This is a genomic window from Candidatus Kryptoniota bacterium (genome assembly GCA_036567965.1).
Lineage (GTDB): Bacteria > Bacteroidota > Ignavibacteria > Kryptoniales > JAKASW01 > JAKASW01.
The window spans coordinates 168,710-182,991 of the sequence record DATCTN010000026.1 but is presented as its reverse complement, the minus strand read 5'-3'; the positions used below and the strand labels follow the sequence as shown (position 1 = coordinate 182,991).

The 14,282-nt window shown below is 50.4% G+C and carries 10 protein-coding genes; 1 reads left to right on the top strand and 9 read right to left on the bottom strand.

Features of this window, described 5'->3' with window-relative positions; translation table 11 throughout:
* Positions 1–116 precede the first annotated feature (116 nt).
* From VIS48_11480 to VIS48_11465, 4 genes are all read right to left on the bottom strand, one after another.
* Positions 117–1,010, bottom strand: coding sequence for a YihY/virulence factor BrkB family protein (locus VIS48_11480; GenBank protein ID HEY9166772.1), 894 nt, complete (start codon positions 1,008–1,010; stop codon positions 117–119).
* Position 1,011: 1 nt separating this feature from the next.
* Positions 1,012–3,267: a phosphoribosylformylglycinamidine synthase subunit PurL gene (gene purL, locus VIS48_11475; protein ID HEY9166771.1), complete on the bottom strand. Its 2,256-nt coding sequence runs from the start codon at positions 3,265–3,267 to the stop codon at positions 1,012–1,014.
* Between the two features lie 370 nt (positions 3,268–3,637).
* The gene (locus tag VIS48_11470; GenBank protein ID HEY9166770.1) at positions 3,638–5,038 is read right to left on the bottom strand and encodes an SGNH/GDSL hydrolase family protein; all 1,401 of its coding nucleotides are present in this window, start codon (positions 5,036–5,038) and stop codon (positions 3,638–3,640) included.
* Positions 5,039–5,070: 32 nt separating this feature from the next.
* Positions 5,071–6,315 carry an outer membrane protein transport protein gene (locus VIS48_11465; protein ID HEY9166769.1) on the bottom strand — a complete coding sequence of 415 codons (1,245 nt, stop codon included), beginning with the start codon at positions 6,313–6,315 and terminating at the stop codon, positions 5,071–5,073.
* Positions 6,316–6,491: 176 nt separating this feature from the next.
* Between VIS48_11465 and VIS48_11460 the strand changes: the two genes are divergently transcribed.
* Entirely contained in the window at positions 6,492–8,198 is a 1,707-nt protein-coding gene (locus VIS48_11460) for a short-chain dehydrogenase (protein ID HEY9166768.1), read from the top strand.
* 102 nt (positions 8,199–8,300) lie between these two features.
* Here the strand turns inward: VIS48_11460 and VIS48_11455 are convergent, their stop codons facing one another.
* The 5 genes from VIS48_11455 to VIS48_11435 all read right to left on the bottom strand — a co-directional run bounded on the left by VIS48_11455 (position 8,301) and on the right by VIS48_11435 (position 14,270).
* Positions 8,301–9,539 (bottom strand): ABC transporter permease, encoded by a 1,239-nt coding sequence (locus VIS48_11455; protein ID HEY9166767.1) that lies wholly within the window; start codon positions 9,537–9,539, stop codon positions 8,301–8,303.
* A 94-nt stretch (positions 9,540–9,633) separates the two neighbouring features.
* Positions 9,634–10,860, bottom strand: a complete 1,227-nt coding sequence (locus VIS48_11450; protein ID HEY9166766.1) for an ABC transporter permease — start codon at positions 10,858–10,860, stop codon at positions 9,634–9,636.
* Positions 10,857–11,603, bottom strand: coding sequence for an ABC transporter ATP-binding protein (locus VIS48_11445; protein ID HEY9166765.1), 747 nt, complete (start codon positions 11,601–11,603; stop codon positions 10,857–10,859). The genes VIS48_11450 and VIS48_11445 overlap by 4 nt, the downstream gene beginning before the upstream one ends.
* A 1-nt stretch (position 11,604) precedes the next feature.
* A complete protein-coding gene (locus tag VIS48_11440; protein ID HEY9166764.1) occupies positions 11,605–12,891 on the bottom strand; it encodes an efflux RND transporter periplasmic adaptor subunit in 1,287 nt (428 codons plus the stop codon).
* An 8-nt stretch (positions 12,892–12,899) separates the two neighbouring features.
* On the bottom strand, positions 12,900–14,270 hold the full coding sequence (locus VIS48_11435; GenBank protein HEY9166763.1) for a TolC family protein: 1,371 nt from the start codon (positions 14,268–14,270) through the stop codon (positions 12,900–12,902).
* Positions 14,271–14,282 lie beyond the last annotated feature (12 nt).

Genomic DNA, 14,282 nt, shown 5'->3' with positions numbered 1-14,282 from the left:
GAAACGGTTTCTTCCTTCGGGACCATGCAGGCAACCCGAAGGAAAGGCTGACGGACCGATACAACATGATGTCTGATTGAAAATTGTAAAGCGACGGATCGCGTTGCATCGACCGATCATGCGGGTGCTCCCATAAGGAGGGCTTTCCGTTTGGAGTTCACTATCGCAAGCTCCACGCCGAATATGAAGACGCAGGTGGAATAGAAAATCCAAAGGAGGAGTCCGATGCCGATTTCCAAAGCGCCGTACACTTCTCCGAGATTTCCAATTTTCGTGATGTATAATGCGAAAAAGTTCTTCGCGACCTCATAAAGGACTGCCGCCCAAAAGGCACCGAACAGTGCCGGCGCCGATTTTAATTTTCCGAACGAGAGGAATCTGTAAATCGAGAAGTAAAGGAGGACGGTGAGGCCGAACGCGGACACAGCCGGCAGGCCGACTTTAACAAGCGTGAATCTCATTTCGCCGGGCGGAAGCTGCATCGCCGCCTGACGTACTCCCGAGAAGAGCGTGGTCACCACCGTACTTGCGGTAAAGAAGAATCCGGCGATGAGAAGCATTCTTAGATCGTATATCGTTCGGCGGAGAAACGGGCGTTTGACATCGATGCCGACGACATGGAATATCGTATTCCGCAGGGTGCCTATGAGAGCGAGCGACGTCCAGAAGAATCCGACGAACCCTACTACTCCGAAAAGTCTCCTGTGCTGTGTAAATACCCTTGCGCGGTCGAGAACCATCTCTTTGATATCGTCGCCCGAGCGCGGCCTTTGAGGAAGCGCGAACGTTATGATTGTTTCGAGCTGCTTCAGGAGTGTCTCGCGTGAAAGGAACGTGCCGAGCGCCCACATCACGAGAAACACAGTGGGTATCAGGCAAAGAACGACCTGGAAGGAGAGTGCTGAAGAGTAGAAGAATATCTCGTGGGAACGCGCGCTCTGCGACGCGGCTGTCAGGTAAGACACAAACGGCTTGAGCATTTTCGAAGAAAACTGGAAAAGATTTTTCAAGCTATAGCGCAAATGAGATAGCGAACTTCGATGGGAGAACACCATAATAAGTCGAGGCGAGCTCCGTTACGGGAGCGTCGACCGAATCGTTGATCTGCAGCCGGTCGCCGGTGACCACGCCTATACTCTTAAGAGTCAGACCCACCGAGGAAGCAGCAACTTCCACCGAGTCCCTCATCTTCGGATCAAATGTAATAACAACTCTTCCACCGCCCTCGCCAAAAAGATTGAAGTCCTCTCTCATTGTTGACGGGATTGATGTTTTCGCCCCAATCAAACTCTCGGGATTACTGATACAACATTCAGCGAGCGCGACCGCTAGGCCTCCTTCGGAAACATCATGTGCCGAATTCAGGATACCCGCCATGGCAGATTGCCGAAGAAATCTATGAAGCTTCTTTTCAAGATCGTAATTCACCTGCGGCAGTTTTCCGGCGACAACATTATGGATCAGGCTGAGATATTCGCTTCCTCCCATTGCATCGCTTGATTCGCCTGCAACGGCAATGACATCACCTGGCTTCACGAAATGCGACCTTAATGCTTTTGACGTGTCATCAATTATTCCGAGCATGCCGATCACAGGCGTCGGATACACCGTCCGGTTGGGACTCTCATTGTAAAAGCTGACATTTCCTCCCGTCACAGGCGTGTCAAATTCCCTGCAAGCCTTCGCGATCCCTTCGATCACCTTCTCAAACTGGTAATAGACGTCCGGCTTGTACGGGTTTCCGAAGTTCAGACAATTTGTTATCGCTATTGGTTTCGCGCCGACGCACGCCACGTTTCTCGCGGCCTCCGTAACGGCATGTTCGGCACCCGCTTTCGGATCGAGATAAACATATCGCCCGCTGCAATCGGTCTTGAAGGCCAGCCCGCGTTTTTTGCCTTCTACGGTTCCGGCCCACCTGTCCAGGCGGATCACAGACGAGTCGCCTTCGCCTGGCAGCACGACGGTATTTGTTCCCACCATGTAATCGTATTGTTCGAAGACATAATTCTTCGCGGCGATGTTCGGAGAACCAAGAAGTTTCAGCAGAACATCGTGGTAATTTCCGGGTTCATTCAGACCGGCTGGATCGAAGCGCTCAAGCTTATCAAGGTATTCGGGCCTTTTACTCTCGCGGACGTATACCGGTGCTCCTTCGCCGAGCGCAAGTGTCTTGGAGGGAATCTCGGCTTCAGTTTTTCCATAGCGGCTAATCCTGAGAATGCCGTCGCCCGTGACTTTCCCTACGACCTCCGCGTTCAGGTCCCACTTTGAAAAGATATTCTTTATTGCGTTTTCATCGCTCGGTTTCACGACAACCAGCATTCGCTCTTGAGATTCCGACAGCATGATTTCATAGGCCGACATGTCGGATTCCCTCAGCGGAACGAGATCGAGATTGACATCCATGCCCGTTCCTGCCCTCGCGCTCATTTCAGATGTCGAGCAGGCAATTCCCGCCGCTCCCATATCCTGTATACCCACCACGAGACCTGCGTCGATTGCCTCAAGGGTCGCTTCGAGCAGGAGTTTTTCCGTGAAGGGATCTCCGACCTGTACTGACGGCCGCTTGGCTTCAGACGCTTCGGAGATATCTTCCGAGGCAAATGTCGCTCCATGGATCCCGTCCCTGCCCGTCGACGATCCGACAATCATCACGAGATTTCCGACGCCCTTTGCCGACGCCTTAGCTATCCTGTCATGCCTGACGATACCGACTGCCATAGGATTAACGAGCGGGTTCTCGTCATAACACTCGTCAAAATAAACTTCGCCGGCGACCGTAGGAACTCCAAATGCGTTGCCATAGTCGGCGATTCCCTTCACCACATTCTCGAAAAGGTATTTGACCCGTGGATTGTCCGGATTTCCGAACCGAAGAGAGTCGAGTACAGCGACCGGCCGCGCCCCCATTGTAAAAATGTCACGCAGTATGCCGCCGACTCCTGTGGCTGCACCCTGATACGGTTCCACCGCGCTCGGATGGTTGTGGCTTTCGATTTTAAACGCGACAGCGAGACCGTCGCCTATGTCTACCAGCCCTGCATTTTCTTCACCGGCGCTCACAAGCAAATTCTTGCCGGAACGAGGCAGTTTCTTGATCTGCAGAATGGAGTTTTTGTAGCTGGCGTGTTCCGACCACATTACCGAATAGATTCCAATCTCGGTGAAGGTCGGATTTCTGCCCAGTATTTTTTTTATGTTTTCGAACTCCTCCGGAGTCAGGCCCATCTCCCGGGCGGACTCGAGATTCGCTTCCTGATTCATTTCGTCTGACCGAATAAGTTTTTCACGATTGATTCGATGACATCGGGGCGGGCGTTGAACACAATCAACAGAACGACAATTACAATAAAGAAGAGCGCCGCAAACAAATAACTACTCTTCTTATTGACTTTCGACGATACCAGTGCGGAGGAAACAAGCTCGCCTCTCCAGCCGCAATCCTTGCACCTGTAAGGTCTCCGTCGAAACAGTTTCAGGAATCTTTCACCTGCGTTGCGACTGTGGCTTCGCCGTAGATTAGTAGAATGACAATTTGGACAAACTAGTATCGACATATCACAGTAAGACACAATTTACATAAAATAAGCCCCGCAAAAAAAGCGGGGCTTGAAATATGTCGAGGATTTAAGTTCTAACGGCTGCCGTTCTGCTGGATCAGCCCGAGCATTTGTCTCAGGTCGGAGTAATGAATCTCCGGCCACATGATCTCTTGCGCAGTTCTCTTACCGAGCACGATTGAACTCGGCACGCTGGAAATCGGCACAAGAGAAATGTTCGAGCCAAAATGCTGATTGATTGCGCCGATGAAGATGTTTGCAACGTACGCATAACCTTGCGATGTCGGGTGGACACCGTCGAGTCCGAAGAAGCCTCCGCTTATATAACTTGCGTTCAACACTACTCCCTGTCCGACGAAGCCATACTTTGCAAAATTCTGAAGCGCTGTGTGAGCGTCCACCAGAACTACTTTGGCGGAATTGTTGGATGCGAAGTTGGCTATTGCCGCATTATAACCATCGATCGCAGTCTCGACGGTGGCAACCTCCGACGAATCGAGTACGTACTCATCGGGAAGCGGTCGCCCTGTGCCATAAGGAGCTGGCACTCCCACCTTGGCGTTCAACGAATCGATGGCGGTCAGCAGTATGTAATCCGTACGTGCGTTGATCGGTTCTGCGTGCAGAGTGCCGTCGGCATGATGCCGTTCGACAATGAACGGCCCGATAGCTTTTCCGGTCTGCGGATTCGGGAAACTGTCGGGGATCGTGGTGAAGAAGGGGATTCCTGTTACGTCCGGAATATTCGCAACGGCAATCTTCGCGCCTGAAGCACCCGAAAGGACCGCGCTCATTGTCTGATTGTACAAATACGAAAATGTCGGCACGTCGGTCGGTCCTGAGCCTGGTCCCATCGTCCCGACAGTACCTCCGGAAGTCGCGTAGCCAAGAACATCGTTGGCACCGATCCAAACGGTCATGAAAGTCGGATGGAGAGCCGACGCTTGCGCTACGGGGCTGCTTCCGAAGCCCGAGCTCCTTAGAACAATTTGGAAGAACGGGTTGCTCCTGGGCGGCATTGCTTTGCCGGCGAAACTCGCTGTGTCGGTAAGGTCGAAGAGGACTGCTCCCGGGACTCCGAGATTGTTGTAGGGTCTTGACAGGAGCGTGTTGAGAGGTGTTCCTGCGTCTGGCGGATCGGTGCCGATGACAGGTCCGTTAAGGTTAAGAATTTTCATGCGTCCACCGATTCCGGGTTCGCTTATGAGCGGCTGCTGAAACGCCGAATCCGCTACTCCTGCCTGGCGGGCGATTTGCGCCGGAAAGCTGTATTTCTGCGCGGATTCATACAGCGCACCGCTCTGGTATCCCGCTGTTAACGAGTTGCCAAGCGAAACGAATCGGGTGAAATCTACGCTGCCAAGAGAAGGCGGGGTCACAACGCTTGACTTCTTGAAGTCGCCGCATGACCCAAACACAAAGGCAGCCACAGTCAACATCAATATCGATTTAAAACTCAATTCAAAACTTTTCATTGTTGCTCCTCGTGATTTTTTGTTAGAGCAAACTAAAACTGGTACGTCACGTCGACGCCGATCAAACTTGCAGTCGTGTTGTACGTCCCGTTGAAGCCGAACGCGGAGGTAGTGATCGTCCTCTGCTTAAATGGAAGGAACATATATGAAGCGTCAACGGAAATATTTTTCGTGACGTTAACTCCGACACCCAGATTGAGACCGAGTCGGTCCGCATCGGGGAGCAAAGGGAGATCGTACGCATCCGGGATGGGATTCTTATCGTAGAATACTCCGCCCCGCAGCGACCACATATCGTTCAGCAAATACTCTCCGCCGACGCGCATGATGTAAGTATTGCCGTAGTCGCCGGTTATCGACAGGTTTTGCTGGAGAGTAGTAACAGTCTTGAAGGCGAGCGTCAGCTGCTGATAAGCGCTCCATGCGACGTACTGGTAGTCGGCTTCGATAGAATAGTTCTCCCCCTTATAGGCTATGCCAAGATACCAGGTTTCCGGAAATGGCACCGATGTCGATACTGCTCCGCCGGGAAGCTGGCTGGCAAGAATCCCTGCGTTTGAAAAAGTCGCCGTACCATTATCGACTTTGTAATCGATCTTACTTCGGTAAGAAAACCCTATGGAGATATTATCGATCGGTTTCACCATAAGTCCGAAATTGAAGCCGGTTCCTTTCGCGCTTCCGTCCATGTGGACGAACGGCGTAATCGGTGTACCGGTTGAATCGCTGAATGGAGTATTCGCAACTCGTTCAAGTGTGACGTTACCGAGCGCGTAATCGAAACCGATTCCGACTGAAACGACATCCTGGTACGAATATGAAACAGTCGGGTTGATGTTGAACGACTGGAGGTTGATTTTCGTAATGATGAACCTGCCGACCCAGTTCGTCGGCCAATCGGTGCCTAGACCTTCAGGCGTGTAAGCGCCGATTCCCGCCGCCAGCCCGTTACCGAAATTGTAGGTTATGTAGGCGTTAGGCGGAAAGAACGAAAGCGGATTCATCTTCGATTCGGTATTGTTCGGATAAGGCCCGGTAAATGTCGTGCTTGGAAGGATGAGGGTCCCCCCGACCATGATATTGAATCCTTTGACGTAACTCAGTCCCGCTGGGTTGAAATAGATCGCGGACGGGTCCCAAGCCCGCGCTACGAAAGCGCCTCCCATTGAAACAGCCCTGGCACCGTGTTCGTTAAGCTGATAACCGCTGGCGAAAGCCGCCGAGGTACTCAAACACATAACGGCAATAAGTGCCATTAGTCTTCTTGTGCAAGCCACTGACTACCTCCTTTTTAGATTTTGCAACTCGGCTATTTTAACGGACGAGCGAAACAAATGCAATCGACGGCCCTTCGGCTTGAAATCCATGCGGGCAACCCAACGGTCATGCGGCGGAATCTTGCGCGAAGTGCACCTGACAGTTATTTTGTGTGGCAAAATGAAAGGAACCCCGAATGGAGATCAAAGGAAAAACCGTCCTTGTTCTCGGCGGCTGGGGCTTAGTGGGCTCGGCAATCTGCCGCAAACTTGTCCCGGAAAAACCGGACAAGATTATAGTTACCTCGCTTCTCAAGAGCGAAGCCACTGAAGCAGTAACTCTATTGAGAAAAGAATTTCCGGATCTTGACCCGGATTTTTTTGTGCCATTTCATGGAAACATTTTCATGCGGGAGGAACTTAAAGACATCCCGCGCGATGAGGTACTTGGCGATTCTGCACGAAGAAGAGTCCTGATCGCCGATATGCTCGGCGAATTGTCCGAGGAAGTCCTCAAGGCAAGTACACTTTACAATCTTCTCACTGATTACAGGCCGGAAGTTGTAGTCGATTGCATCAACTCAGCAACGGCGATCGCATACCAGGACCTGTTTCAGACGAGCCGGGCGGTGCTGAAGGAGCTTGACAAAGCGAAAAGCGGAACCGAAAACAGTCTTTATGATTCAGTGGAAAGGCTGCTGTGCACTGAATACACCCCTCAATTAATCAGGCACATCCAGATATTGTACCGCTCGATGCATGAGGCGAGCACGAAGGTGTACGTCAAGATCGGCACCAGCGGAACAGGCGGAATGGGACTCAACATTCCGTACACTCACAGCGAGGAGAAGCCGAGCAGCGTTCTCCTGAGCAAGTCTGCCGTCGCGGGCGCTCATACGCTTCTGATGTTCCTCATGGGAAGAACTCCCGACGCGCCGATCACGAAGGAAATCAAGCCGACCGCCGCGATCGCGTGGAAGCGCGTCGCGTTCGGAGAAATCATGAGAAGGGGCAAGCCGATCATGCTCCAGGATTGTTCGCCCGACGACCCATATAAAATCACCAAAGTTCTCGAGCTGAAAAACGCCGAGAAAACCAAAGTAACAACCGAACGATTGAAGTCGGTATTCATCGATACAGGCGAGAACGGGCTTTTCTCCAAAGGGGAGTTCGAGGCGATAACGACACCGGGTCAAATGGAATACGTTACTCCCGAAGAAATTGCCGAAGATGTCATTTTTGAAATAAAGGGAGGAAATACCGGCCACGACATAATAAATGCCCTCGATAACGCGACCCTGGCACCGACATATCGTGCCGGTTATATGTTCCATTCGGCATTCACGAAGATGAAAGAGCTTGAAGAGAAACACAAAGTGGACAGCGTCGCATTCGAACTTCTTGGACCTCCCAGACTTTCAAAACTTCTTTACGAATCTTACATCATCCTCAGGCTCTACGAGAATTTCGACAAGATTGCTGCCACTTCACCCGAAAAAATGTCTGAGGAAGCACTCGATCTTATCAAACGGGAGAAGAAACTACGCAGCGAGATAATCTCAATCGGGATACCGATACTTCTTCCCAACGGGACCGAATTGCTCAGAGGCGAGGAAATAAAAATACCGCCGTTCAGGGGAGAAAATGTCCTCCAGGCAAATCAGAAGTCCATCGATGCCTGGGCACATGACGGTTGGGTAGACCTGAGGATAAGAAACATGAGCCGCTGGAAGAACCGGTTCGACGAAATTAGAAAGATGATCGTTCCGATTCCGTCAGGCGACACGAGTTCGAGGTACATCTATACGAGAGAATACTGGGACAATTTCGAAACGATCGAACCGGGGAAAGTGGTAGGTTGGATTTTCTCTTACGAGGAAAAAGGACTCCGGATGAAGACGTGATGAAAAGGCAAACGTCAAAGCTAGATAAGCTGGTACTGCGCGACCTGTCCTTGTTACAACTTATCTTTTGCGACTATTGACCTTTGTCTTTTTATTTTCTTATCATTCGTATCTGAGCGACTCGATCGGATCGACGCTTGCGGCTTTATATGCGGGGTAAACCCCGAACGTAACGCCGACCATCGAGCACACGACGAGCCCAATGATTGCCCAGTCGACCGGGAACGCCGCCTGCAAATGCAATAGAAGTGCCGCCATGTTTCCACCGAGCAGGCCCAGAAGGATGCCGATCACTCCTCCAACTTCGCAAAGCACTATCGCTTCCAACAAGAATTGAATCAGTATGTTGCGCTTCGTCGCACCGACGGATTTTCTGACGCCGATTTCTCTAGTGCGTTCGGTGACGCCGACAAGCATGATATTCATAATGCCGACGCCGGCGGCAAGGAGGGCGATCGCGCTTACAACTATTGCCCCGATTTTCACGTAAAGAGTCACCTTGTCGAATTGACCTACCATCGACGCGTTAGAAATAATATCAAAGTCATCATCTTTTCCCGGCGGGACCTGCCGGATCGTGCGCAATATCCCTTCAGCCTGTTCCTGAGATTCACTTAACACTTCCTGGCTTTTGGCCTGCACGTAGATGTTCATGCTCCTCCTCACCTTTCCATACCTCGCGAAGAAGGTCGTGATTGGAACTTCTAAAGAGTAAAACTGGCCAATCATGTTCCCTTGGTCTTCGATGACACCGACAACGGTGTAACCGATGCCATCAATCGTCACCTGTTCACCAATCGGATCGGAATGTAGAAAAAGTGATTTGGCCAAATTCGGATCGAGGACGCACACTGGTTGTTCAGTTTCAATATCGTTTTCACCAATCGATCTGCCCTCTGCGATTATTTCGTTCCGCGCTGATGAGATATCAGGAGTAATGCCAAGTAGTGACACATTGGGATTCGTTTTCTGATCGCGATAGTGAACGATCTTCGCTCCCGTGCCCGACAATACTCCCACGCTCTTTGCAAGAGTAGCCTGCCTACTTAATTCCATTGCCTGTTCATACGTGATGTCTTTTCGATTCCTGTATTTATCCCAATCGCTAGTGTAGAAAGCGGGAAATTTCCGGACCACAAAGGTGTTCGATCCCAAGGAATTCAACTTCGATACGACGTAGTTTTGGAGAACTGTCATCGCCGTGTTGACTGCAATGATCGAGAAGACACCCACTACAATCCCCAGGAGTGTAAGGCTAGAACGAAGCTTGTTAGCGCGGATCGCAAAGATCGCCATTGCAAAACTTTCTCGCCACTCAGACAAAATGAAATTCTTATTCATAGCTCGGTGTCTCCGCCTATTTTATTCCCGCCGGTAAGCGAGATTCCTGGTAACCATTTCCTGAGCAGTCCTTTAGAGTCTGCACTAGCTATCCTTATTCGTATCGCAACGCATCGACTGGATCGAGTTTCGACGCCCTGAGCGCCGGCACGAGTCCCGAGATGACACCTACTACAAGCGATATCAAAATCCCGGTAATTGCAAGCGATAGAGGCATTGACGTCGCCAGGAATTTGTCGAGGAGCATGCTTAACGGGTACGATGCTGCAAGTCCCGCAAGTCCACCTACCAAACAAATGAGTACAGCCTCGAGCAGAAATTGCAGCAGAATTGTGCGTCTCGGCGCACCGAGAGCTTTTCTAATACCGATCTCCTTGGTCCTTTCCGTAACGCTGACAAACATTATGTTCATTATTCCGATCCCGCCTACGAAAAGTGCGAGCGCAGTGACAAAAAGGCCTACAATACCGACAGTCATTATCATTTGGTCAAATGCGTTTGTGAACTGGTCCTGCTGGTTGATCGAGAAATCATCCTCCTGGTAAGGAGCCAGACCTCTGATCTTTCTCATTATACCACGCAATTCCTCCTTTGAGTTATCCAGATCATCTACGCTGGAAGCGCGAACATCGATCGTTGCGGAGTAGTGAGTCCCGTAAATATTCTGGAACTGACCAATTGGGATGAACACGATGTTGTCAAGACTGAACATTCCCATAAAACTTCCCTCTTTACTCCTGACACCAATGACACGGAATGGCAATCCGTTGATCTTGATCGTCTCTCCGATCGGATCTCTGTTTTGGAATAGAGCATCGGCGACGTCGCCGCCTAAAACGGCCAAAGGTCTATTGCCGCGGTCTTCCTCCGTGGTAAAGAATCTTCCCTCATCAAGGCTCATGTTACTTACATCGGCATACGCCGCAGTAGTTCCGTTGATGTCAACGCTGTTCGCCACTTTGTCTCTATATTTTATGATTCCACCTTCATCAACTGACGGTGCAACAGCAGCAGCTAATGTCGCCTCTTGCTGTATTCTTTCCGCGTACTCGGGCTTCAGGTCTTTACGGTTTCGATATTTCCACCATTCGCCTCCGCCAAAGCCCCACTGCCATTTGTCAATGTATAAGACATCAACCCCCATGAATTGGAAGCTCTTATTGAACGAGTTTGTGAGTCCCGTAATTGCGGCGCCCATGAGAGTCACGGCAACGATTCCTATAAATATGCTGACCATAGTCAATGCCGCTCTTATTTTGTTTGCCATCAGCGCGGCAAACGAAAGTTTCAGCCCCTCATTAAACTCACTCCAAAAAGTCACTGTCGCACCTTCTCTGCCTCATGGAAAGTGTGAACTTTTCCGTTCTTTTCCAAAGGCAGATCGCTTTCTATCATGCCATCCCTAATTCTAATTATCCTCTTGGAATGTTCGGCGATATATTCTTCATGAGTTACAAGAATTATCGTGATCCCTTTATTGTGCAACTCTTCCATGAACAGCATTATCTCGTCGCCCGTTTTCGAATCCAAATTCCCGGTTGGTTCGTCGGCGAGAATGATCGCCGGATCATTAATAAGAGCTCTCGCAATCGCAACACGCTGGCGCTGCCCGCCGGAAAGCTCATTTGGTTTATGGTGGACCCGTTCGGCAAGCCCGACCATTTCGAGGGTTTTGAGTGCCCGGTCTTTTCTGTCAGATGCAGGCACACCACTATATATCAGAGGTAATTCCACGTTATGCAGTGCATCTGAACGCGGAATCAAATTGAATGTCTGGAAAACGAAGCCGATTCCCTGGTTGCGAATCTTAGCGAGCTCGTTGTCGTCCATATCGCTGACATCAACGCCATTGAACATGTACTTACCGCTTGTCGGTGTATCGAGACAACCCAGAATGTTCATAAGCGTCGTCTTGCCCGAACCCGACGGGCCCATTATCGAGACATACTCACCTCTGTTGATTATAAGGTCGATGTCTTTGAGTGCCTGGACCTGAACTTCGGCACCCATATCGTACACTTTACTTACTTTTAGCAGCTCAATGACTTTATCCGACGACGCCATCTTATCCTCCGATCGCTTTTGTCGCCAACGACTTATTATTATCTACTCTAACTTTTGAGCCGTCATTAAGTTCCCGGCTAATCGCGACGAAATTTCCACTCACAACTTCCTCACCTTCTTTGAGGCCTGATGTTATCTCCACGTAATTATCGTCGGCGATACCTCGCTTTACCGTCACAGTTTTCGCAACTCCCTTATCAACCAAAAATACGCATTCGCTGACTGTTTCATGTTTTTCGTTCGGTTTTGCGTTGTTGACGTTGGACGAAGCACCCTGATCTTTGGCTTCTGTTGCTTTCGGCATCCTGACAGTGACGCTCTGAATCGGAACCGACAAGACATCGTGATGAGTAGCGGTCTGAATGTTGGCAGTAACAGACATGCCGGGTTTCAGTTCGGCGTCTTTCTCGATAATCTTTATTTTCACCAAAAAATTTGTAACCTGATCCTGGGTTCCGGCACCGGTGGTGGTCCCGGAGGATGCAATCTGATAAACTACCCCTTTTATCTTCTTGTTGGGATAAGCGTCAACGGACAAAAGCGAGGTGTCACCAACGGCGACAAGCACGACATCGTTTTCGTCCACATTGACCTGAGCTTCCATGCTATTCATGTCTGCGATATCCATGATCTCCGTTCCAGCCATCATACTCGTGCCGACAACCCGTTCGCCGAGTTTCGAATTCAGCACACTGACGATTCCGTCCATCGGCGCGTGGATAGTGGTCTTGCTAAAAGCGTCCTGCGCCTGGGCCAGCTGCGCTTGAGCCGAAGCCACATTTGCCTTTGCAGACTCGAAAGTCGCTTTGTTGACTTCGAACTGAGTCTTCGCGGATTCGAGATCCTGATCGCTCATCAAATTCTTCTTATACAGCTCCTGTGCCCGTTTGTAATTGGAAGTCGAATTGTCGTAGTTCGCCTTCGCCAAATCCTGGGAGCCAAGCTGCGATTGTAGATATGCCTGGCTCTGCTGAACCTGTGCGATGTAGGTATCAGGACGTATTTTCACGATCACCTGTCCCTGTGCCACTTTCTGACCCTCAACGACGGGAAGGTCCACTATTTCGCCGCTGACTTCGGGACTTATTTTGACAAGAACTTTCGGTTCGACGTCGCCTGAAGCAGTAACAACCTGTGTGATGGTACGGAGCGCGACCTTCTCAGTCTGGACCGATATGACAGGTTCCTTCTTTCCGCCTATCACTATCGCCGCGACCAAAATCAGGACCAGTATTCCAGCCCCGCTCAAAATAAAAATCTTCTTTTTCTTGTTGCTATTCTTCGCCATTGTATTCCTCAGTAGTTAATTGTTCCGACAGCAAATTCCATCTGCTCCTTCGCCTGTATATAAGTGTAAGCAGCGACGACTCTGCTTGACAACGCCAGCGTATATTGTGCGTTAGCAGTAAGGACGTCAAGGAGCGTAGCGCCGCCAATCCTGAATTTCTCCTGCTCCGTCTCCAGATTGATTTTGGCAGCCGCGACAGCATTCAATGCGGCAAGGTAACCTTTCTCAGACGCGTTGAGATTCAATAACGCCTGGTACACATCGAGCGCCACTTGACGCTTTGTGGCATCGAGAGTTTGTTCAGACGCTTTCACAGCGACTCCCGCCTGCTGGATGTTGGATTGAGTTACGAACCCGTTGAAGATTGGGATAGAGATCGATAGACCTCCGTAAAAACTCTTGTTCTGGGCTAGGTTATCCGTGCCCGCACCTGTCAACTGCGGCCCGCTCAATTGATATTGGGTAAACAAACTTATAGTCGGTGAATACTCCGCATTGGCAATCGACAAAGATGATTTTGAGGCATCGAGGCTGTACTGGGCGGCTTGATAGTCGGACCTGGTATCCAATGCCTTACCCATGAGTTGAGGAATCAAGCTGAATTGCTGATTGACCTGCACGAATTCAGTGGTATCTATCTCGCTTTTGACCGATGGGTCCGCAAAAGTGACCGTGTCCGTCACAGGGATCGCGAGGAAAAATCGAAGAGCTGCCTGCGCCTGATCGTATGCATTTTGTGCCTGCACCAGCGCATACTCATCCTGACTCACGGTTGCCTGTTGCTGGTACACCTGGGCAAGTGAGGCTGAGCCGACGGTGTTAGATTCCTTTATACTCTCAAGTTGCTGCTGATCTCTCGTTAGATTATCCCGGCTGATCTGGAGTTGATCTCGAAAATTGAAGACAGCAAGATAATTCTGAGTTGTCTGATATACGGCTGTCTGCCTTGCGCGCTCGTAGCCTAAATCCATCGACTCGCCTGCGGAATTGGCTTGATTGACTGTCGAGTAATTCGCAAAGCCATTGAACAGAGTATAGTCCGCAGTGACCCATGCCTGGTACTGCCGGTTGATGTTGACTCCGCCCGTTGTCGGTATCAGGATTCCCTGAAGGCTCCTGTAACCAACAGGAGAGCGCTGGTCGGTGTATGCAAACTGGCCGTTCCCGCTTACCGTCGGGAGAAGACCCCCATACGCGCTCAATACCTTCGCGTCCTGGCTTTCAGCTTGATACTGAGCCTGCAACACGGATGTATTCCGATTTAACGCAAGCTTAATACAGTCCTGAAGGCTGAGCGGCCTTCCAGCAGCACTCTGTTGTCCGAAAGCCACTTGAGCAAATACGGCTATAACACAAGGAATAATCATCTTCTTCAACATTTAAAACTCCTC

Coding starts and splice junctions, on each gene's coding strand:
- purL (HEY9166771.1), bottom strand. CDS start 3,267: ATGAATCAGGAAGCGAATCTCGAGTCCGCCCGGGAGATGGGCCTGACT.
- VIS48_11470 (HEY9166770.1), bottom strand. CDS start 5,038: ATGAAAAGTTTTGAATTGAGTTTTAAATCGATATTGATGTTGACTGTG.
- VIS48_11460 (HEY9166768.1), top strand. CDS start 6,492: ATGGAGATCAAAGGAAAAACCGTCCTTGTTCTCGGCGGCTGGGGCTTA.
- VIS48_11455 (HEY9166767.1), bottom strand. CDS start 9,539: ATGAATAAGAATTTCATTTTGTCTGAGTGGCGAGAAAGTTTTGCAATG.
- VIS48_11445 (HEY9166765.1), bottom strand. CDS start 11,603: ATGGCGTCGTCGGATAAAGTCATTGAGCTGCTAAAAGTAAGTAAAGTG.
- VIS48_11440 (HEY9166764.1), bottom strand. CDS start 12,891: ATGGCGAAGAATAGCAACAAGAAAAAGAAGATTTTTATTTTGAGCGGG.
- VIS48_11435 (HEY9166763.1), bottom strand. CDS start 14,270: ATGTTGAAGAAGATGATTATTCCTTGTGTTATAGCCGTATTTGCTCAA.